The organism is Actinomadura sp. KC216 (assembly GCF_004348535.1).
Lineage (GTDB): Bacteria > Actinomycetota > Actinomycetes > Streptosporangiales > Streptosporangiaceae > Spirillospora.
The window spans coordinates 1-21,330 of sequence record NZ_SMJX01000079.1 but is presented as its reverse complement, the minus strand read 5'-3'; the positions used below and the strand labels follow the sequence as shown (position 1 = coordinate 21,330).

13 protein-coding genes are annotated in these 21,330 nt (G+C 64.0%); 10 read left to right on the top strand and 3 right to left on the bottom strand.

Features of this window, described 5'->3' with window-relative positions; translation table 11 throughout:
• Nucleotides 1-8 precede the first annotated feature (8 nt).
• Nucleotides 9-896 (bottom strand): helix-turn-helix transcriptional regulator, encoded by an 888-nt coding sequence (locus tag E1264_RS16230; RefSeq protein ID WP_132174254.1) that lies wholly within the window; start codon nucleotides 894-896, stop codon nucleotides 9-11.
• Between the two features lie 299 nt (nucleotides 897-1,195).
• Here E1264_RS16230 and E1264_RS16225 point away from each other — a divergent pair, with 299 nt between their 5' ends.
• Nucleotides 1,196-2,122, top strand: coding sequence for a hypothetical protein (locus E1264_RS16225; protein WP_132174252.1), 927 nt, complete (start codon nucleotides 1,196-1,198; stop codon nucleotides 2,120-2,122).
• 259 nt (nucleotides 2,123-2,381) lie between these two features.
• Here the strand turns inward: E1264_RS16225 and E1264_RS43405 are convergent, their stop codons facing one another.
• Nucleotides 2,382-2,528, bottom strand: coding sequence for a hypothetical protein (locus tag E1264_RS43405; RefSeq protein ID WP_207935954.1), 147 nt, complete (start codon nucleotides 2,526-2,528; stop codon nucleotides 2,382-2,384).
• 557 nt (nucleotides 2,529-3,085) lie between these two features.
• Here E1264_RS43405 and E1264_RS16220 point away from each other — a divergent pair.
• The 8 genes from E1264_RS16220 (at nucleotide 3,086) to E1264_RS16190 (ending at nucleotide 19,281) form a co-directional block, all read left to right on the top strand.
• Nucleotides 3,086-4,189 carry a DNA cytosine methyltransferase gene (locus E1264_RS16220; RefSeq protein WP_132174250.1) on the top strand — a complete coding sequence of 368 codons (1,104 nt, stop codon included), beginning with the start codon at nucleotides 3,086-3,088 and terminating at the stop codon, nucleotides 4,187-4,189.
• Between the two features lie 114 nt (nucleotides 4,190-4,303).
• Nucleotides 4,304-4,687 carry a very short patch repair endonuclease gene (locus tag E1264_RS16215; RefSeq protein WP_132174270.1) on the top strand — a complete coding sequence of 128 codons (384 nt, stop codon included), beginning with the start codon at nucleotides 4,304-4,306 and terminating at the stop codon, nucleotides 4,685-4,687.
• A gap of 1,428 nt (nucleotides 4,688-6,115) precedes the next feature.
• Complete coding sequence (locus tag E1264_RS43400; protein WP_165964204.1) at nucleotides 6,116-6,289, top strand: hypothetical protein; 174 nt, start codon at nucleotides 6,116-6,118, stop codon at nucleotides 6,287-6,289.
• An 835-nt stretch (nucleotides 6,290-7,124) separates the two neighbouring features.
• The gene (locus E1264_RS16210; protein WP_132174248.1) at nucleotides 7,125-7,790 is read left to right on the top strand and encodes a hypothetical protein; all 666 of its coding nucleotides are present in this window, start codon (nucleotides 7,125-7,127) and stop codon (nucleotides 7,788-7,790) included.
• A gap of 178 nt (nucleotides 7,791-7,968) precedes the next feature.
• Nucleotides 7,969-12,582, top strand: coding sequence for a DEAD/DEAH box helicase family protein (locus tag E1264_RS16205; protein WP_132174246.1), 4,614 nt, complete (start codon nucleotides 7,969-7,971; stop codon nucleotides 12,580-12,582).
• The gene (locus E1264_RS16200; protein WP_132174244.1) at nucleotides 12,579-14,393 is read left to right on the top strand and encodes a UvrD-helicase domain-containing protein; all 1,815 of its coding nucleotides are present in this window, start codon (nucleotides 12,579-12,581) and stop codon (nucleotides 14,391-14,393) included. Before E1264_RS16205 ends, E1264_RS16200 begins: the two co-directional genes overlap by 4 nt.
• Nucleotides 14,390-17,542: a helicase-related protein gene (locus tag E1264_RS16195; protein WP_132174242.1), complete on the top strand. Its 3,153-nt coding sequence runs from the start codon at nucleotides 14,390-14,392 to the stop codon at nucleotides 17,540-17,542. The genes E1264_RS16200 and E1264_RS16195 overlap by 4 nt, the downstream gene beginning before the upstream one ends.
• A complete protein-coding gene (locus E1264_RS16190) occupies nucleotides 17,539-19,281 on the top strand; it encodes a DUF1998 domain-containing protein (protein ID WP_207935953.1) in 1,743 nt (580 codons plus the stop codon). Before E1264_RS16195 ends, E1264_RS16190 begins: the two co-directional genes overlap by 4 nt.
• Before the next feature lie 1,070 nt (nucleotides 19,282-20,351).
• Here E1264_RS16190 and E1264_RS45965 read toward each other — a convergent pair.
• The gene (locus tag E1264_RS45965) at nucleotides 20,352-20,483 is read right to left on the bottom strand and encodes a hypothetical protein (protein WP_279490842.1); all 132 of its coding nucleotides are present in this window, start codon (nucleotides 20,481-20,483) and stop codon (nucleotides 20,352-20,354) included.
• Nucleotides 20,484-21,137: 654 nt separating this feature from the next.
• Here E1264_RS45965 and E1264_RS16185 point away from each other — a divergent pair.
• A partial coding sequence (locus E1264_RS16185) for a carotenoid biosynthesis protein (RefSeq protein WP_279490840.1) occupies nucleotides 21,138-21,330 on the top strand: 193 nt, incomplete at its 3' end.

The following is a 21,330-nucleotide window of genomic DNA, read 5'->3' as shown; positions in this document are numbered from 1 at the left end:
CCGTACGATCACGACACCTCCTCCCGGATCTCGGCGCCGAGCCGAGTAAGGAAACGCCTCGCATCGTCCCCGAACAGGGCCATCTCGCAGAGCAGGTCCCAGCGGCGCCGGTAGAGCAGCACGTCGTCGGGGCCAGTGACGTTCAGCCTGGCGTGGATCGTTTCGACCGTGACGTGGATGTCCGGGTCGTCGTCCGTGCTGCCGTCCCCGTTGAGGATGACGAATCCGTGCGAGGTGTAGGTGACCGCTGTGGTGTTGCTCGGGATCACGCCGAGCCGCACATTGTCGAGCGCGCTCAGGGAGGCGATCCGGTCGAGCTGGGTGAGCAGGAGCCGAGACGGACCGGGTCGCCAGCGCAATGCGGCCTCGGTCACCAGGAAATCGAAGCGGCGGTCGCTCTGGAAGAGGGCGGCCTGGCGATCGAGCCGGCCCGCTACCGCCGCCGCCAGCTCCTCGGGCCCGTAAGGAACCTCCCGGAAAAGCGAGAAGACCCGGCGCGCGTATTCGGCGGTCTGCAGCAGTCCCGGGACGACCGATGGCTGAAAGGTCTGCGACCAGCTCGCACGGCTCTCCTGCTCCCGCATCTCATCCTGCAGGTGAGGTCGGTCGCGCATGGCCGTCCGCCAGGCCTGGACTTCCGTGAACGCGTTCTCGGTGATGGTGACCAGCCGCCGTGTGGCCTCTTCCGTGGCGGACACAGCGCCGGCCCAAGCGGTCACCTCGGGTAGCGAAGGGATGGCGGCTCCGGATTCGATGCGCGACACCTTGGACTGGCTGATGCCGATCCGCGCCGCCAGATCCCTCCCGGAGATCCCCGATAGATCGCGGAGTCGACGCAGCTCGGACGCCAGTTGCCGACGCGTTCCGTTGACGTCGTGCTCTCTCGTCAGCGCCATCGTGGTGGTGCTCCTCCCGGCCGGAGAACGCCTGCGAGACCGCCGCGGCCGATGCATGATGATTCAATATGACCCAAGATGATTCCAAGCGACGGATCCGGAGTCAAGCGGTTCCGGGGAGCCGCACCCGATGCGTCCAGTCCGGGGGCGTCGGGCGTGACGGCGATCTTCGGACGTGAGGAGTATTCACTCTTCGCCTTGTCTGAGGTTGGTCAACAGTGTCAGAGGATCTCGAACTTCGCCCGGAGTTGCTCGAATTTGCCTGGAATCTCACATGAAGTCGACAAGGATGCAGCTCGGTGTCCATTTCATCACGAAGTGCGCATAACGCCGGAATTCACCCCATTTTTGTCTGCGACATCGTCGCGTTCGGTGACCGGCGGTCCGAGAATGTCCAGCTCTATCTACGCACCGAGCTCTATTCGAGGTTGGGGCGCGCCTTCGGAAACTCCGGGATCGCCCTCGACGACTGCTACTACGAGGATCGCGGCGACGGACTGCTCCTGGTGCCCCATCCCGACGTGTCCGCGGATGCCCTGGTGGCATCGGTGGTGAATGACCTCGACGGCGAGATCCGCCGCCAGCACGACGTCGCCCGGTCGGACGCGCGCATGCGGCTGCGTGTGGCCGTCTCGTCGGGCCATGTGCGATGGGATCGCTACGGCGTTGCCGGCACCGCGGTGATCCAAGCCTTCCGGCTCCTGGAGGCGCCGGCGTTCAAGCGGCTCGTCCGGGACTCGGGCGCGCGGCTCGGAGTCGTCGTCTCCGACCGACTCTACGGCGACATCATCCGGCCCGACGTGGGGAGGGCGAACCCGGCCGACTACGAACGGCTTCGTGTGGAGATCAAGGAGATGAGCACATGGGGGTGGGTCCGTCTGCTCGGCGTCCCCGCGACGCCGAGCAGACGCCCCGAGATCCTTCCCGAGGTGGTGCTCGGCCTGGCGGAACTGCTGCTGGAACTGCCGCTCGGCGCGTCCAGGGATGGACGAACAGCGCTGGTGGACGCCCTGCCAGGCGCCCTGTCCCGGCAGATCGCCCGGGAGCCGGACGCGACCACGGACGCCTACTGCGTCCTGCGTCCGTGCGTCGAGACGTCCACAGGCGTGTCCGCGCTGCTCGACACCTTGCGGAACCTCGTCCCGGACCCCGGGGCGCTCAACTCCCTCGAGCATGCACTCGCCACCCTGCCGTGGCTCGCCGACCAAGACTCCGCCGACCACTGACAGAACGACCGACGACCGTATGCACCGTCGGGCGAGACGAACACGGCCTGCCCCGCCCTTAGTGATCCGTAGTCGAACTCGAACCCACCGTCGTCCTTTCGCACGGCAGCCCTTCCCGACGTGGCTGCACCGGGTCGAACGTTCGGAGAGGGAGCGGCAATGGGGAGAGTCCTGCACCGCGCACGGCACGGGGTAACGGCCTTCACGATCAGCGTCATCGGCCGGGCATCGCCGCAATGATCGGCTACAAGCACATGTACTAGCTCGTGGTCCGGTGCGGCGAGGCGTCCCGGACGATGGGGCTGTTCCCAGCCGGCGTGGACGGGATGATCGTGGTGGCGTTGATGTAGCTGCTGGTCGACTCCCGCCGGAGGCGCCACAACGGATCGTTGTCATGGGCGCCCACGAATCGCTGATACGCCAGGTCCGGCACCTCCGAAGAGAGCGTGTGACCGGTCTGCGCCACATCAGTGGCCATCTCGGAGGCGGACCGCTCGGTTTGAGGGGAGCTCAAGGTCCTTCTCACGGTGCCCAGCCGCAAGATACGAGGACGCGTATTCCAACCATCACGCTGGAGGTTCCACGTTCGTCGGAGGCCTCGTGGCGCCGTGGTCGTAGGACGGTCTTAGGAGAAGGCGGGGCTCCGGCTGAGGGTATGGCAGCGAGCGACCTGGCGGCGGACACCTGAGGGCGACCGGCCGATCCGGAGGAAAGTCGTCGGCCGGCAGGGACGACCGACCCCGGACATCGGTGTCCCGTCTGACGGGCCTTGCCAAGGGCTGGGTGGGGGAACGCCTGCGTGCAACCCTGCGACGTGGGTTACGCCCGAGCCGCAGGAGTGGAGCAGACGCTTCGAGTGGTCCGCGATACGCTGCCTAGCTGCTGGCGCCACCGCTGGTCAGTGTGGATGACCGCGAGAGGGCCCTGCGGTGGAATCAGACACGAACGACATATGGAGATCAAGTGCAGCCCGTCAAGATCGTGGACTTGTTCGCTGGACCCGGCGGGCTTGACGTGGCGGCGGAGAAGCTTGGTATACCGACCATCGGTATCGAGTGGGATGCCTCGGCTTGTGCGACGCGACGTGAGGCCGGGCTGGAAACGCTGCAGGGCGACGTGCGCAGCTACAAGCCCTCCGACCCCATCTTCAAAAGGGTGAACGTGCTGGCCGGTGGCCCTCCATGCCAGACGTTCACCGTGGCCGGTACCGGTGTCGGTCGGAAAGCCCTGGATGAAGTCCTCGGCTTCATCGACCGAATGGTCGCTGGAGAAGAACGCGACAAGATCAATAAGGATCTCGATAATCTGAATGATGAGCGAACGGCGCTGGTGTTGGAGCCTCTGCGCTGGGCACTCGAAGCGATCGAGGTCCGGAAAAAGCCCTACGAGGCAATCGTTCTTGAGCAGGTCCCGGCCGTTCTACCCGTCTGGGAGTCCTATGCGGAAGTTTTGCAGGACGTGGGTTATGAAGTCGCCTATGGGCTGTTGCACACGGAGGCATACGGTGTTCCGCAGACACGCAGGAGGGCCGTACTGATCGCACGCTACGGTACTGAGCCGGTCAACCTTCCTTCGCCGACGCATCGGGCTTATCGGAAGGGTGTTCCACGACATGCGGGCGATCCGCGGCTGGAGCCGTGGGTGACAATGGCGGACGTACTCGATCGAGAGTATTCGTTTTCCGTGATCTCGAACTATGGCACCGGGGGTGACCCCAAAGCCCGCGGCCGTCGCTCCCATGACGAGCCTTCAGCCACCGTTACCGGGAAGATCTCGCGAAATCGTGTCGTATCTGAAGCAGGAGACGACCTGACTCGCTTTTCTCATTCGGAGGCCGGCTGCCTCCAGACCTTCCCGCGTGATTACCCGTGGTCGGGGAAGGATGTGGGCCAGCAGATCGGTAACGCCGTGCCTCCTCGACTGGCGATGCACGTTCTCGCTGCGGCATTCGGGTGGGGTCCGCCCACCGATGAAATGTTGAAGAGGCTCGAGACCTGGAAGGTCGCAGCCGAGCCGACTCTGGACCTCGGAGACGAAGAGACGAATAGGGGCGTCGAATACGTATGATTCCCCCGGGGGGTAGAGCCGTTCACCACAACGTGGCTCACCGTGAGGCTCTAGCATGGTTGCATGGCGGTTGTGCGGCCGACCGGCGCGTCGAGCCCCGGCGTGCGCAGGAGCATGCAGGCGAATAAGGGTCGCGATACCAAGCCGGAGCTGGCGCTGAGACGTGCGGTCCACGCCTTGGGGTTGAGGTACCGAGTGTCGACACGGCCTCTCCCTGCCGTGAGGCGGACGGCAGATCTGGTCTTCACGCGCGCCAAGGTGGCGGTCTTTCTAGACGGATGCTTCTGGCATGGGTGTCCGGACCACCACACCAAGTCGGCGACCAACGCTGCTTACTGGGCCGACAAGGTCGAGAAGAACCGCGCACGTGATCGTGAGACCGACGCTTTGCTTGCGGCTGAGGGCTGGGTGGCCGTGAGGGTATGGGAGCACGAGGACCCGGGCGAAGCGGCGCTAAGGGTCCAGTCGGTCGTGCGCGCGATCCGCGAATCCACCTGACTCAAGACGGTTCAGACGGTTCAGCGTCGCGCCACGCACCAGGAACGCGCGAGGTGGGTGGAGGACGAATTACGCCGGGACCTCGTCGACGACGTGAGTAGGCGCCCGGGCATCTGCTGCACGAGCCCGATTCAGCCGGCGTAGAGCGAAACCGCCGCTCGACGGGGTATGTCCTCGGCGATGTGAAAGTCCGTGGCCCCCCGATGGGGAGCCGATGGAGAACGGGAGGGCCGGCCTTCGCCCACACCCCCCTCGAAACGAAGGTCGATCCTCGAAACAGTATGGAGATCGTCGGCCCCCACTGCCAGATCCTCTCTGCGATTCGCTGGAGAGCCGATAACGTCCACCACTCCTCTCTTGCGGAGATGTACGTCGGCCTACGTCGCCGAGCAAGAGGCGCTCGTCGGCAGTTGATCACGAAACGGTTGCGCCCGATCAACCTGACGGGCCACGGCGCCGACACAGCGTCGGCATCGCCTAGAGAGAAAACGAAGCCCAGAGGCCGCCAGGCACCCGCCGGGCACGCCCCCGGATGACGCGCTCGCTGTCACGCCGTCAGGAGGCCCGGTCGCTGGACCGTTTGCCATACCGACGTGTGACCCGAGTTTCCGGCAGCGATCGAGGTGGTCCGCGGCCGCTGCGCCGTTCAATGCGCAAAGCCCCAGAACCATGGCGGAAGTTGCCGCGAGCCGACTGTGGTGCTGGCGGGAGTACGGCCCCGCTCGAGGGCGCGCGAGTAGGTCGGATGTGGCCCAGAAAGCTCGCCGGTCGATGCCCGCGGCGATCCTGGCGGCCGGGCACGAACCAAACTGATCTCGGGCGCTCCACAGTGATCGTTTCTGCTTCGCCGGAACCGCACGCGTGGCGGGTGATGCGGAGGTGACTTCGACTTCGGGCGGCCCACTTAGCTGCGATAGCGTCCGTGCCATACCGCGTACAGCGTCAGCCCCAGTGCGGTCACCTGGATGCCAGCGCCGATCGGCGGCCACAAGGCAGGGGCCAGCCACTTCAGCCCCCGGCCCCGAGGCCCAGGCCGATACAGATCGTCACAGCGAGCATGTGCTGGGGGATGAAGAGACCGGGGCCGCGCCCGCCGGTCTGGCCCGGCGGTGGGGTGGAGGCGGACTGGTGCCCTGGTTTTGGTGTGCTCGTCACCGGAGTAGGTCCTTTCGTGATCGGAACTGGTCTCAACCGACGTGCGCATTCCGGTGGGTTGCACTGATAGTCGGTGTGTGAGTCGAGGCAGGCGCGGGTGTGGACGGAGGTGGGGCGGACACCAGGTCGTCGAGGAATGTGTAGGCACCGACAAAGGTGATGAACCCCGCGATCGCTCCGACCGAGAGCTTTTGATTGGGCGTTCCACTGGAACTAATGGACCCCAGGACCCCTCCGATCAGGCCAGCGACGGTGGCGCCGATGAGACATGTCATGATGCGAAGGCTGACGCCGTCTCCGGTAGCAGCGGCGATCACAGTGGCAGTAAATGTCGACATGGACGTCTTTCTGCAGATGGCACGTCACGATTATGAGCGCCAGCAGGCCGTGCAGGCGCAAAGTCGCGGCCGGAACTTCGGCTCTGAAATCAGAGCGTCAACCTTCTGACTGCGATTCGACAGGTGAGCAGGCTACTTCCGGCCGCGCCCTCGCGCTCCGATAGAATAACGGAAGCAGCAGAGAGCCGGGTGCAGCCGCGCGATGCAAAAGCAGGAGCCACAGACCACGAGCACTATAGGGCTTTTCGTCGTCTCTGGCAGCCCTATGGAAATATCGAGGCCGAGAGCCGGAGCTCACCAGCGTCGATTCAGAGGTTATGGACCAGCACAAGCCTCGCCCGAGCCCGAGTCGGGAGGTTTTGGTTGTATGGCGGACTTCTGCCTGCCACTTGTGACTGAATCTTCATCTGTACGCAACCTCCTAAGATGATTCGTGCTTTCGGATCGTGCACACGAACGCCCTCGGCTTAAAAGCCCGACCGGGAGTCCGCACGCATGGATGGCCATACGACGGCTCGCGCCACCACCCGGATCGGCTCCGGGCACCACGAGGATTCACCATGACGCCGTCGAGCGCAAGGGGCGATCACAAATACGCAGGGAGTCCGAGAGGTGTCGGGCGTTTTGTCGCAAATCACACCGATTGTGCCTCAATGGGCGACTTCGGTCTGATCGCTGCGCCAGTCCGGCGCACCACTTGACATCGCCGCAGGGAACCGCGTACTCTCCGGCCAGTGCGCTTCGGCGTGCCCTTGCCTGGATGTGCTCTTCAGCCTGAAGGTGTGGGGCTAGAACCATGACAACCGCATATGCTCGCACAGCACGTGTGCCATAGCGTGAGAGTTCGGCGTGAACTCTGGTATTGGCGGGCGTGCCTAATCGTCGATGGCTCATTCGCATCGGGGAAGAACGAAAAGTGAAAAAGTGAAAGGCGACGGCTTCACATGGATGATCCTTCCACCGATGGCGGCCGATCCACGCAGCATAGAGAGCAACTCGAGAAGCTCGAGCAGTCGCTCAAGGATGCGTTGACCATCGTTCGGGCCACGCCGAGAGAAGATCTGAAGCCCCAGGATTGGCTGGAGACCGCGGCCAAGGTCGGCGCACATCTCGCTGAATCACGTGACGCTCTCGCCGAAGTTCGTCAGGATGTCATCGGCGGTGCCCGTACAGCGCTGCTCCTATACTTTCGCGGCCATCCTGGAGAGGACATTTCGCCTCAGCAGCTCGAGGGTGTCGCGGCCATTCGAGCCTGGGCCCGGCGCATTCGTGAACTCCGGCAGGTCGGCTGGGAGATCGACACCATCGGCGCGGGTGCCGAGGCGCCCTACCGGCTGATCGCTCCCCGCCTACAGGAATCCGTCGCTTCCAGCGAGGGGACCATCGAATCAGTCGGCGGCACGAATCCCACGGAGCGGCTGATCGAGTATCTGGTGCATATCAGTCCCTGGCCGGCGAGCCCGCAGCAACTGGAGCGTGTCGCCAAGACCCCCACGTGGCGCCAGGAGCTTCGTGAGCTGATCGATCAAGGGTGGCTGATCGAATCGCATGACGACTCCCCGGAAGAAATCCCACCGGGCCACTATCGTCTGGCGAACCTAGAGGCATAATCCCGCTCCTCTGCCGAATCTCGCCGGCATGATTACAGACAGACATCCCTCGTGTCCGTAGAGGAGAACCGAACCAGTGGCCAGTACGAATGATGTCGGACCCTCTGACTGGTCGGGAGAGGGCAGCCCTGTGGGCCAGGTCGTCGTGGCTCAGTCTGAAGCGTGTCTCCAGTCCTACGTGGCCAACGCGGACCTGATCGAAGAACACGCGAACATCGAGACGTCCATCAGGGAAGGGGGGTATGGCCACCGCCAGCTGTACGAACTCATCCAGAACGGTGCGGATGAGCTTCGAGAAACGCGTGATGGGCTTATCCATGTTGTTCTCACGGCGGACGCGTTGTACTGCGCGAATCGTGGTAACCCCGTAACAGCCGAAGGCGCCCGAACCATTCTCGCCTCGCATCTATCTCGCAAACGCGGTGCGGAGATCGGACGCTTCGGCGTGGGGTTCAAGTCCGTCCTGAGCGTTTCCGATCAGCCGCTGTTCTTCAGCCGCACGGGTTCCTTCGGATGGTCTGCGAGTAGAGCTCGGGCCCGCATCCTCGAGCGTGTGCCCAAGGCTGAGAACAGGCCTACACCGGTGCTCCGCATCGCGCATCTTCTCGATACGAACCAGGAGCGTCTGGCCGACTCGATACTGAACGAGCTGATGGCCTGGGCCGCAACGGTGGTCAAGCTTCCGCTGCGCGACAGCAGATTCGCTCACCAGCTCGCCGAGCAACTGCGAGATTTCCCCCCGGAGTTCGCCCTGTTCTCTCCCCACGCCGGCCGCGTGATCCTGGAAGACCGCAGAAACATCTCCTACCGCAAGGAGATTTTTGTGGGAGGCAGGGGAATTCGCCGCTCGCTTCAGGTCATCGAGGACGGCGTCGAAGCAGAACCCATGGAGTGGTCGGTGTTCGAGACGAACGCCGCCCTCTCCGACGGCGCATGGGCCGACGCCGGCGAGTATCGCAATCGTGTTGAGGTTCCTATCGCTTGGGCCGTTCCAGGCAGTGGCTGGCAGAAAGAAGGCAGCTTCTGGGCGTTCTTCCCAACGGAATACAAGACGACCTTGAGCGGCATTCTGAATGCCGCGTGGAAGACCAACGAGGATCGTCAGCATATTCTTAGGGGCAATGCGTTCAATGAGGAATTGATGAAGGAGGCCGCCCGTCTGATCGTGGCCTCCTTGCCAAGCCTCGCTACAGAAGAGGATCCTGCCCTTCCGTTGGAGCTGATCACCGCACGCGGACGTGAGGTACGTAACTGGGCGGACGGGAAGCTCACGGAGTTCGTGCGTGCCGAGGCGACGCATAATCGCTCTTTGCCCGATCAAGATGGGGTGTTCAGGCGCCCTGGAGAGCTGCGAATACACCCGAGACCGCCGTCGAGCGATGTCGAGGTCATGCACCGCTGGAAGACCTGGGTCGAGCGGTGGGCCGCCTATCCGGGGCGTCCTGCCGAGTGGTGCCATCCCTCCGTCGAACGGACGGTGACGCGGCGATCCCGCGCCGACATGTTGATCGAGGAATCGGGAGGCACGGTCGTCACGGTCCGGGAGTGGTTGGAGACCCTGGTCTCCGATGGTTCGGCCGCTGCATCGGCCGTCGCGCTGTCGATCGTGGCAGAGATGATCGCGGAGAAACACCCGTACGGGGATCAGGCACGCAGGTCCGCGGTCCTGCGCACGGCGGACGGACGGCTGGTCCCCCCGTTGGAGGGAACGGTCTTCCGACGCACTGCGATGGACCCCTCCAAAAAGGACACCGTCTATGTAGACCCTGAGCTGGAGGACGACCCCGCCACTTCTCGATTTCTCGAGATTCTTGGCATCAAACAGGCGGACGCTTTCGGCCGCTTCGCCGCGGCCGTCTCCGGGAACTTCACCATCTACCGTGGGGCGGACTGGGACAGGCTCTGGCTGCTCGCTCGACAGACCGAGACCGAGCGGGCCGTCGATCATCTGATCAGTCGAGATGCGGTCGCAGAACTCAAGGTCCGGACACGTGCTGGCACCTACGAACCGCTGGGCCGCTGCCTCCTTCCCGGTGCCGTCATTTCTTCGGGGAGCCCCGACGATTCGGAGTTCGTGGTGGACGAGGACTTCCACCACGATGACATGCAGATGTTGCGCCTGTTGGGTATGTCCGACATTCCGGCGCCCAACGTGGACCCTTCATCGGAGGCGTGGTTCGACGAGTACAAGTCGAGCATGATCGATAGCTACTACCGAGCTCTGCCGGCAGGGGTCCGCAGGCCACAGCAGGGCAAGATCCAAGTGGAGGGTGCCCCCCTTGCCGGGCATCTCGGGCTTCTGTTCGAGCTCACGCCGGCGGCCCGATCCCGGTACATCCAGAACCTACCGCCCGAGGGGTTGATCACCACCTGGTCCGTCTACGCGCTCACGCGTCCCGACGATGATCCGCTGATCATTCCATCGCCCCTGGTATGGGCTATCAGGAAGAGCGGCAGGGTCGCCACGTCGATGGGCATCCGTCGTATCGCGGACTGTGTCGGCCCTGGCTTGATGGACCATGCACGAGTCCTGCCGGTCGCCGACATCGATCTCGGTCTGGCACGTGCTCTCGGCCTCGCCAACACTTTGGAGGAGATCAAGGGGGCCCTGTGGCTATCGCTCCTCAACCAGGCTCTTGAGAGTGAGAGGCATGTGGAGCTCGGTGCGCTCTATGCGCTCGCCGCCACGCAGCTCAGCTCTCCCGCCAAGATTCGCTGTCAACGGGGCGACACCTGGGTCGCCTGCCCTCCCGCGGAGGCCGTCGCGACTGCGGACGACGACCAGTATCGGCGCCTCATGTCGGGCGAGATCCCGGCTCTGATCGTTCCCGCTGCGGACGACGTCGCCCAACTCGTGGATCAATGGGGGATGAGGACCTTCGACGAGGTCTACATCACTGAGATCCGTGCGACGAGCTCCGGGGAGCCGGCTCCCTTGGAAGACGTGTTCCCACAGCTGAAGTTCGAGCCCGGGCGTCCGTTGCGGGGCCTTGGTCTGCTGCGTTGTGAGGCATTGGAGCAACTCGTCCGCACACCATCGGGCCAGACCTCGGAACCGATCGACATCGGCCGGCGTGATGAGACGATCTACTGGCTCGAACGCGGCGATGACCTGGCACTCCTCAGAGAACTGAACGCGCTGCTCAGGCTTGGACTCTCCGAAGAACGATGCCGGGAGGTCCTACAGCATCGTGAGAACACGAAGCGAAACCGGCAGATCGTCGAGGTTCGCGAACTGCCGGACCTCAGGGACAAGCTGGTCGCCATGCTCGGCGGCGACGTCCTCAGGGAGCGGCTGCCGTTCGGTCTGGTCGACGCAGTCGCAGCCGAGGAAGGGCCGATCGACGACCGCACCGTCGCGGAGTTGGCGCTCGCCGTGTACGGACCGAGTGTCCTACGTGAGTTCCGCCAGGAACTGGAGGATCGCGGGTTCCCCGTTCCGACTCAGATGGCCGGCAGCCATCAGGCGAAGGCGTTCGTCGCGAATCTGGGATTCCCTGCGGAGTACGCCGGGTTCCGGCAGCCTAGCCTCGACCCGGTGCTCACCGTACAAGGTCCCGTGGACTTTCCTGCCCTGCACGACTACCAGGAACTCATGGTCGGCCGCATCATGGACGTGCTCGAGAGCCGACCGGCGCTGCGGGGCATGCTGAGCCTGCCCACAGGGGCGGGCAAGACTCGAGTCGCCGTTGAGGCGATCATCCGTCGCCTGCGATCGCTTTCGGGCGAAGCCGTCTCTGTTCCTGTGTTGTGGGTGGCACAGACGGAAGAGTTGTGCGAACAGGCGGTCCAAACATGGCGAACGGTATGGCGGGCCACCGGTCCGGCCCAGCAACTGACGGTCAGCAGGCTATGGAGTACGAACGAAGCGGACCCCGTGGAGGAGGGCTACCACCTCGTCATAGCAACGGACGCCAAGCTGGAGAGAGTCATCGACGCCGAGGCGTACGCGTGGCTACGCGAAGCACAAGCCGTGATCGTGGACGAGGCGCATATGTCGATCAGCCCTCGGTACACGCAGGTCTTGGCCGCGCTGGGGTTGACGCCGCATCGGTCGCGATGCCCACTGGTGGGCTTGACCGCGACACCCTTCCGGGGGACGAACACCGAACAGACCGACCGGCTGGTCGCTCGTTATGGCCGCAACCGACTGGATCATCACCGGGACGGTACGGAGATCCTAGGCGCCGAGCCGTATGTCACTCTGCAGAAACTCGGTGTGCTGGCCCGGGTCAAACATGAGGAACTGCCGGGCGCCCAGCTCGATCTGAGCGCGGGGGAGCGGCACTCACTCGAGCAACTGCGTCGTTTGCCGTCGTCCGCCGAGAAGCGACTCGGCCACGACACGATTCGAAACCGAATTCTGATCGACAAGATCCTCGATCTGCCGGACGACTGGCCGATCCTGCTGTTCGCCACGTCCGTCGACCATGCCCAGACCATGGCGGCGCTTCTCACGCTGAAGGGGGTATCGGCCGCAGCCGTGTCGAGCGATACCGATCTCGGTCAGCGCAGGTTCGCGATCGAGCAGTTCCGGCAAGGCAAGATCCGCGTCTTGGCGAACTACAACGTCCTGTCTCAGGGCTTTGATGCGCCGGCGACCCGGGCCGTGATCGTCGCTCGGCCGACGTACAGTCCGAACGTCTACCAGCAGATGATCGGCCGAGGCATCCGCGGTCCGCTGAACGGCGGCAAAGAAGAGTGCCTCATCGTCAACGTCGCAGACAACATCGCCCAGTACGGCGAAGAGCTCGCCTTCCGACAGTTCGAGTACCTCTGGAAAAGCCGATGACTACCCACGTACAACTGACGGACCAACAGCGGCGGCTCATCGGGGAACCTGCCGATGCTCGTCTCCTCGTGACGGCTCCAGCGGGCTCTGGCAAGACGTTGTCTCTTGTCCATCGTCTCGCCCATCTCATCGAGGAGGAAGAACTCGAGCCGTCCGAGATTCTGGTTTTGAGCTTCTCGCGCGCAGCGGTCAGCGAGGTCAAGAAGCGTCTGGCCACTTTCGGAACGGCCGCCGCGCATGTCGATGTTCGGACGTTCGACTCCTTCGCGACCTGGCTGCTGTCCGAGGTCGAGCCCGACGGCTCATGGGAGCGCCAGGGGTTCGAACCGCGTATTCGTGAGGCGACTCGTCTACTCAAAGCGGACTCGGACGCCGGAGAGCTGGTCGGTGAGCTTCGTCATCTCGTCGTCGATGAAGTCCAGGATCTCGTGGGTGACCGCGCCGAACTCGTGCTGGCGCTCCTGGGCACCGACCTCAAGGGCTTCACGCTGCTGGGTGATCCAGCCCAGGGCATCTATGGTTTCCAGTTGGACGATCAACGGGAGCGCATGCAGGGCGCCGCCCGGTTGTACGCAGAGGTGCGTGAGCGCTTCAACGACGATCTTGTCGAAATCCGACTCACGGGCAACTTCCGTGCTCGTGAGCCGGAGACCAAGGCGGCGCTCAGATTCGGCGACGCGTTGGGGCCGGTTGACGCTTCCTTCGGTGAAATCCAGCGAGGCCTGCGCAGCGTACTGATGGCAGGGGATTCCTTGGGGACCATCGACCAGGCGGCTCCCGTCATTGCCCGTATGGAGGGCACGACCGCCGTGTTGTGTCGATCGAACGATGAAGTTCTCCTGATCTCGCGACGGTTGCACGAACTCGGTGTCCGGCACCACCTCCAGCGCTCCGCTCAAGAGCGATCCATACCTTCGTGGGTCGGCTCGCTCTATCGCGAACTCAAGACCAAGCAGCCGAAGAAGGAGGAGGTCCTGGAGCTGCTCGGCGGCACCGTCTCCGATCCGGAGGCATCCTGGGAACTTCTTCGACGCATGGCTCCCAGCCACAGCCGTGAGACGCTCGATCTTTCTGCGATACGGACACGAATGATCCGTGGAGACCTCCCCGATGAGCTCATGAAGCAAGACTCGGCAGGACTGATCGTCTCCACCATTCATAGAGCGAAGGGCCTCGAATTCGAACAGGTCATCGTCCTCGATCCGGGCGATGCGCCTGAGGACGATCCCATCGAGCAGGCGGAGCGCGCTCGACTGTTGTACGTGGCCATGACCCGCCCTCGCGATCTCCTGATCCACGTCGATCCGATCGCCGAGCTCACCCCGGGGCGCTTGCGTCGGCAGTGGGATGGACGGTGGGCTGAACTGGGCTTCAAGGCAGGGCGTCATCTCGGTTTGGAAGTCCGAGCGGAGGACGTGAACCGGGAGGAGCCGCCGGGTACGGTCGGCTTCGAGGAAGACCCACAAAAGATCCAGAATTACTTGGCGACCTCCGTACGAGATGGCGATCTCGTTGCGCTCGTTCGGCTTCCGGCCGTCTCCTCAGAGGACTTCATCGCATATGCCGTAGTACACGAAGGTCAGCGCATCGGCGTTACCTCGGAGTCATTCGCCAAGGCGTTGAGGACTCTTCTGCCCGGTCGTGACCGCAGATTGTCCTCCGGGATCAAGGATCTTCGAGTGGACACCGTGGAGACCGTGATAGGTCGTGAGGCAGCCGGTATCAACGCCGGTCTCGGTTGGTCAGGCGTGTGGCTTCGACCACGGATCGTGGGGCTGGGCCGCTTCGACTGGGGTGGAGGGCGGTCGTGAGTTTCGACGAGCACTATGCGTTCCGTGACGAGTTGGTCACTCGACTGGAGCGAGACCTGATCGGCCCTACCGATGCGTTCGAAGAGACGATCACCGACCCCCCCATCACGAAGTACGCCGCCGGAATCCTCTTTCCGCGATCCCAGGACAGCGTGATCGATGCGAACGCCTTGGACGAGGAGCCGGAGAACAGGCATCCGAGCGACGTTCCCGACCCGGCCGTGACCATGGCCAACGTGCGTTACCCGTCCTCAATGGGGATGACCTTCTCCGTCGACGTCAAGGTCGCAGAGTCGATCCGGGTCGAAGTGGAGGCCGCGCGCTACGTGGCGGACGCCCCCCGAGAAGGCCGTCGGAGTCGCACCAGCTCCGTGACGGGGGAATCATGGCGGCGCAAGAGTCTCGCGATCGAGCCTCGAAGCATCAAGGTCTCAGAGGCCGGCCAGCAGCGAATTGAACTGGCCGACAAGCTCGTACTGTTCGTTCGAGTACGCCCGGCGAACTCGGAAGGAGTCTCGGCCGTCACGCTGGCTTTGCTCAACCGGTTCGAGTCATCGGGCAGCGGCGGCCGGGACGGGATGGCCTTCTTCCAGCCGCGCATCACGGTGCGGTCCGTGGATGGGACATCTCCCTTCGTGGAGCGTCCATCGCTCGGCTCCGCGGACACCGACGAGGAACTCAACGCCTACAGACTGCTCTACCGCCACGCGCCGAACTTCGCCACCGGTCACGGTTGCGCGGTGGAGTGGGAGCCCGTTCAGCTCACCGTTAACGATATGGCCACCGCTCCGAGCACCCGCTGGATCCGGACGACGTTCGTACCCACCTACGATCTGCGATTGGCCGACTCCAACCTCGAAATCGATGTGGCTCGACTCCGCATGCATCGGCTCGCGACCGCATCCGACGCCGAGGTCATCGCCGCCCTCCGGGCTTTGACATCGGGCTATCGTGCCTGGATCAAGTGCAGGAGCGATCAGGTCCAGAGCATCCCGCTCGATGACTTGCGCAAGACGGCCGTCGAACATCTGAAGCGGTGCACCGAAGTCTGCGAACGTATGGACGCGGGGATCGAGCTCCTGGCAGATCCCACGGACACACTCCCCATGGAAGCGTTCCGACTCGCGAACCGGGCCATGGCCATGCAGCGTGCTCGTACGGACTGGTTGGGCGTCTCGGACCGAGGGAACACATCGCCGGACGAAACGGTCGCGACCTGGCGCCCATTCCAGATCGCTTTCATGCTCCTCTCGCTTCGGGGAATCGCGAATCGTGAGTCGGATGACCGTGGCATCGCCGACGTCCTGTGGTTCCCGACCGGTGGCGGCAAGACCGAGGCGTATCTCGGGCTGATCGCCTTCGCCACATTCCTCAGGCGGTTCCGTGACCCACGCAACGGCGGCGGAGTCACAGTCCTGATGCGTTACACGCTTCGCCTGTTGACGGTCCAACAGTTCGAGCGTGCCGCCCTTCTCATGTGCTGTATGGAACGGCTGCGAAGGAAGATGGGCGGCCGTCTCGGCCAGAGCGAGATCTCCATCGGGATGTGGGTGGGTCGTGGGTCCACGCCCAACACGTTGGACGAGGCCAAGCGCTCCCTCCGGAAACTCGCCAAGGGCGACGTGGTGCAGGAGGAGAATCCGGTCCAGATTCGGTCCTGTTGCTGGTGCGGTACGGCCATCGACCACCACAACTACAAGATTTCCGACGATCGTTTGGTGATCGCCTGCGGCACGGCGGGCTGTGACTTCGCCGACGGCCTACCGGTCCACGTGGTCGACGAGACGATCTATACCGCGCGCCCCACTCTGATCATCGCCACGGCGGACAAGTTCGCCGGGTTCCCCTGGAAGCCGGAGATCGGTGATCTTTTCAATCACTTCAGCTCCGAGCCCCCACCCGAACTGATCATTCAGGACGAGCTGCACCTCATCTCGGGCCCACTGGGCACTCTGGCCGGCCTCTACGAGACGGCCGTCGATCTGATCGGTGACCGCCCCAAGATCGTTGCCTCGACGGCCACGATTCGACGTGCCATGGACCAGGGGCTCGCACTGTTCGATCGCCGAGTAGAGCAGTTCCCTCCGCCCGGGCTGGATGCCCGAGACTCCTACTTCGCGGTTGAAACACCGCCTTCGCGCAAGGCCAGCAGGCTCTATGTAGGCCTCATGGCACCGGCCACCAGCCAGACCAGCCTGATGGTGCGAACGTACGCGGCTCTGCTCCATAACGCCCAGGCCATCGAAGGTGACGACGAGGTTCGGGACACGTACTGGACGCTGCTGGGATACTTCAACAGCCTCCGCCTCCTCGGCGGCGCCAAGCTTCAGGTCCAGGACGACGTCAACGACCGTCTCGATCTCCTCAGCGAAAGCCTTGGCCAGAAGCGACGGGACATCGGTCGTGACATCGAGTTGACCAGCCGCGAGCCCTCAAGCGCCATCCCCGGCCACCTTCAGGACATGGCCACGCCTTACCCGGACGCCCTCGGCGTGATCCTCGCCACCAACATGATCTCCGTAGGCGTCGACGTCGACCGCCTCGGCCTGATGGTCGTGATGGGACAACCTCAGTCGACCTCCGAGTACATTCAGGCGACCAGCCGAGTGGGCCGGAAGTGGCCTGGACTCGTGGTCACCCTGTTCAACGGGGCACGGTCTAGGGACCGCTCGCATTACGAGAACTTCACTTCCTATCACTCCGCTTTGTATCGCCAGGTCGAGGCCACCAGCGTGACGCCGTTCTCGGCACGCGCCCGCGACCGTGGTCTGCACGCCGCGATCGTGGGTCTGGCCCGGTTGATGATCCCGGCGGCCCGTCCCAAGGAGGCGGCCGCGCATATCGCTGATTTCGAGGATGAACTCAACGCCATCTGTGATCGCATCCTGGCCCGTGTGGAGCGGGTCGCCGGTAGGGGCGAGCGGGATATGACGGCTCAGCAGATCAAAGAGATCATCGCCCAGTGGCGCGACGCCGCGAATGAGAACCCGACACTCGTCTACGGCACCTACCGACAACCCGGCCTTCTGATCGACGCCGGCCGTTGGGACGAATCGGACGATGCGACCGCATCCTCGTTCGCGACGCTGTGGAGCCTGCGAGATGTCGACGTCGAGTCGACCATCTACCTGGACAGGGGAATGCGGTGAAGGGGAAGCCCATAGGGGGCGTGCGACGGGCCCAACTCATCACGACCTATGGGGTCGGCTCCCTTATCGCGGTCGGCAGCGAGTCGTTCATGGTCGCCGGGCTCGACCGCTGGCCCGAACTCGGTCCCTACGACCAGATCCTTCGCGAGCGCAGACTGGAAAGGAGGTTCGGGGTGGAGTGTTTCCGACTCCCCCCGGCGTCCGACAGCGACAAGTACGGAGACATCCCGGTCATTCGCTTCCCAGAGATCCAGTCCTGCCCGGGGTGCAACCGACTGGCGAAGGCGAGGTTCTTCGGCGCGACCCGGAGCCCCGCCAAGTGCAGGGAGTGTGATCGTGAGCTGGTGCCATCCCGGTTCGTCGTATGCTGCACCGCAGGACACATTGACGACTTCCCCTACTTCCGCTGGCTTCACAAGGGCGGCAACTCAACCGCAGAGGACGCTCGACGGCATGAACTGCGGCTGAAGGCCACGGGCCGGAGTGCCTCGCTCGGCGACATCGAGATCTCCTGTTCATGCGGAGTTCGGCCTGTCACCATGGAGGGCGCCCTTGGAAAGTGGGCCTTGAAAGGCATCAGTGACTGCACGGGACGGCGTCCTTGGCTTGGTGACGTGCCGGCGGAACATTGTGAAGAGCCACCACGGGCGATGCAACGAGGGGCGTCCGCCGTCTGGTTCTCCGAAGTGGAGTCCGCACTCTCGATCCCGCCGTGGTCGGAACGCGTCCGGAGGCTGGTGGACCGTCATTGGAAATCCCTTAAGAAGGCCCCGGACCTTCGCGACCGTCTAGAAGAGCTGGAACTCGACGATCATCGCCTCTTCAGCGTCGAAGAGATCATCCAGGCGGTGGAGCGACGCCGTCAGGAGGACGCAGGTCACATGGACACCTCCAAGACGGCCTTGCGGCTCGATGAGTATCAAGCGTTGACCAGGACCACCGAAGAGAAGCCAGGCAAACAGGACTTCGTATGTGTGCCCTGGTTGGACGACACCATCTCGGCAGAGCTGGCCATCGACAAGGTGATGCGGGTCAAACGGTTGCGCGAGGTGCGCGTCCTCACGGGTTTCACCCGTCTGGCCACGCCCAGCCGGTCGGCCTCCAAACAGCAGGCGCTGCTCTACGCCAGTGAGAACCGACCCGATTGGCTGCCGGCGATCGAGGTCATCGGAGAGGGCGTCTTTCTTCGGTTGGACACCACACGACTTGCAGAGTGGGAATCACGCCCCGAGGTTCAGACTCGGCTGGCTCCGATCGACTCCGCGTACCAGGAGCGCTTCACACGGTTCGACCTGATCCCGGACCGAGACATCACGCCGCGGCTTGTCATGGTCCATACTCTCGCTCACGCCATCATCAACGAGTGGAGTCTGGACTCGGGGTACCCGGCAGCTTCCCTGCGCGAACGCCTGTACCTGTCCGATGGGATGTCAGGTCTCCTGGTGTACACGGCCACGAGCGATTCCGCCGGCAGCCTGGGTGGCCTTGTCGCCCAGGTCGAGTCGGGAACCCTCGCAGCTTCCGTGCGCAGAGCCATCGAGCGAGTGTCCTGGTGCTCCGCCGACCCACTGTGCATCGAGTCGGACGCCGGCGGCGTCGACAACCTGAACCGAGCCGCTTGCCACTCATGTGTCCTTCTACCTGAAACCAGTTGCGAGGAATTCAACACCCTGCTCGATCGTGCATTGCTGGTGGGCACGCCCGAGAACCCTGCACTAGGGTTCTTTTCCTTCGGATAGATACGCGGAGAAGCTCTCGCCTGGCATTTTTGATCCGCTTCCACCGCCGATTGAGGAATCGGCCGGTGAACGTTCAACGAACTTCGGGCGGCTGAAGAACTGGCTCGATCGGAAGATTGCTCCCTACTTCCCGCAGTCTGGACCACCCGTGATCAGCGCCGTGGTAGGAGAAGTATGTACATCGCCTGCGTATGATGCGTACGCAATCTGCAAACATGCTGGATATCCTGCAGCGAGTCAACGGCATGGTGGAGGAGCCATCGAGCGGTCGGCGTAACAACTCGTCGACTGGTGGCTGAGTAAATATGGAGAAGAGCTCGGCGGCCATCGACTACCTTTCCGGTAAGGCAGGCGTTTCAGGTATGGCGCTCGTCCTCAGCGGAGGATCCATTGCCGAGTTCGATGATGGCCATCTCTTCTATCTGACCGTGGATGCGGTCAGGAATCCGCTGGCTCTGCTGCAAGAAACCTCCCTTCGAGCGCCTCGTCTCCTTTTATTCTGCCGACGATCTGGCTGAACGCGATATATCCAGGAATTTGGGATAGAGAGTCCGAAGATGTAGCCTTCTCCTGGCTCGAGGGTGAACTACACCAAGTTTCGTCCTTTCCTGACGGCCGCCGCGCGTAGTGGCGACGGCGTCGTCAGCTTCTTGTTGTGACTTGGGTACGGCACGGTCGTGCCGGTGGCGTCACTGGTGGAGCGGGAGGTCACCGATGCGCTGGCGGACTTGCCGGATCTGGAATCCCGGCTCGCCCTCGTCCAGGCGGCATCGTCGTGACGGACCCACGCAGAACGCGGAGCATCCGCCACTGAGCACGATGCCCTGGAGCGCCGTCACACCCTGTACGTCCAGGCCCTCGAACAGCTCGGCAGAGGGCGGGCAGCCGTCCGGCTGGGCGGCTTGTACGCACTGGGGCAGTTCGGCCCGAACCACTCTGGTCTCCAGCAGACCGTCGTCAACGTGCTCTGCGCCGACCTGCGCGTGCGGTACATGCCCCCGGTAGCGCGGGATGGGGCAACACGCATGAGTGCCGCCATGGTCACGCCAGCGTCGAGCTCCGCAGCTGGATCAGCCGAGAACGGATGCGTGCGTGAGGACCGGCTGCTCGCCGTTCTCGCCAGCCTCGACCGCAGCCTGGAGGACGCTGGACCGGTCGATAGCGTGCTCTTCCTCGCCAACGGCCTGAGGATTGAGCCTCATGGGGTGATTCTGTGTCCGAGGGGCGACACGCTCTGACAGCACATGGTCCTGCGGGTGCCCGATCGGTGAACCGTATCCAATCCCGGTCGGGGCGTAATCGGCTGTGCGTCTTCCACCTCGGTGAGTGTGCTGCGATCCCGGTGTGGCCATGGAACCGTGAGGATGGGGACCCAAGATCGATGTCCGTATCCAGCGGTGTGCGCCGGGGTGGATGGTGGCCGACCGCACGCCGATCGAACGAGTTCGACACCTCGACCGCCGGAGCCCGGTAGTGCGGCTCCTTGCTGACCCCGTTGGGCCCGTCGTACTTCCGGTCGGGCGAGGTCGTCCTTGAACGCCGCACAGTCCATCCCGGCCAAGGACTACTGCACTTCGATCGCCATGGCGGCCGCCTCGGCGACTCGACCACGCCGCGCCCATCGGAGCACCAGCGGGACCGCGGCCCCACGGTCGTGACCCGCGCGGCGATGTCGCCCAAGACGACCGCCGTCGATATTCAGGACGGGCAACCGGGGCGTGGGTGCGTTCCGAAGGTAGAAGTGTGGGATCGATGAGCAGGAGCCGCGCCGCGGGGCGAGGGCGGGCCCGAACGGGCTGGTGGTCGCGGGTGCCGGGTGCCTGGCGGGAATGGTCGCGGCCCAGGTGGCGTCGGGCGTGGGTTCGGATCCGGTGCGGCTGACCGGTCCGGTGGTGGGTCTCCTGGCGGCGGGAGCCGGGTGCTTCGTCGCGGCACGGCGGGGACTCGGCCGTGCGGCCGGGGCCGTCGGCGCGGCGGTGGCGGTGGGGTATGCGGCGGAGTGGGTCGGGGTGCGGACGGGTGTCCCGTTCGGGAGGTACTCGTATACGG

Excerpts from the sequence above, each read along its gene's own strand:
- E1264_RS16210 (WP_132174248.1), top strand. The coding sequence starts at position 7,125 with ATGGATGATCCTTCCACCGATGGCGGCCGATCCACGCAGCATAGAGAG.
- E1264_RS43400 (WP_165964204.1), top strand. The coding sequence starts at position 6,116 with ATGATGCGAAGGCTGACGCCGTCTCCGGTAGCAGCGGCGATCACAGTG.
- E1264_RS45965 (WP_279490842.1), bottom strand. The coding sequence starts at position 20,483 with ATGAGGCTCAATCCTCAGGCCGTTGGCGAGGAAGAGCACGCTATCGAC.
- E1264_RS16230 (WP_132174254.1), bottom strand. The coding sequence starts at position 896 with ATGGCGCTGACGAGAGAGCACGACGTCAACGGAACGCGTCGGCAACTG.
- E1264_RS16200 (WP_132174244.1), top strand. The coding sequence starts at position 12,579 with ATGACTACCCACGTACAACTGACGGACCAACAGCGGCGGCTCATCGGG.
- E1264_RS16215 (WP_132174270.1), top strand. The coding sequence starts at position 4,304 with ATGCAGGCGAATAAGGGTCGCGATACCAAGCCGGAGCTGGCGCTGAGA.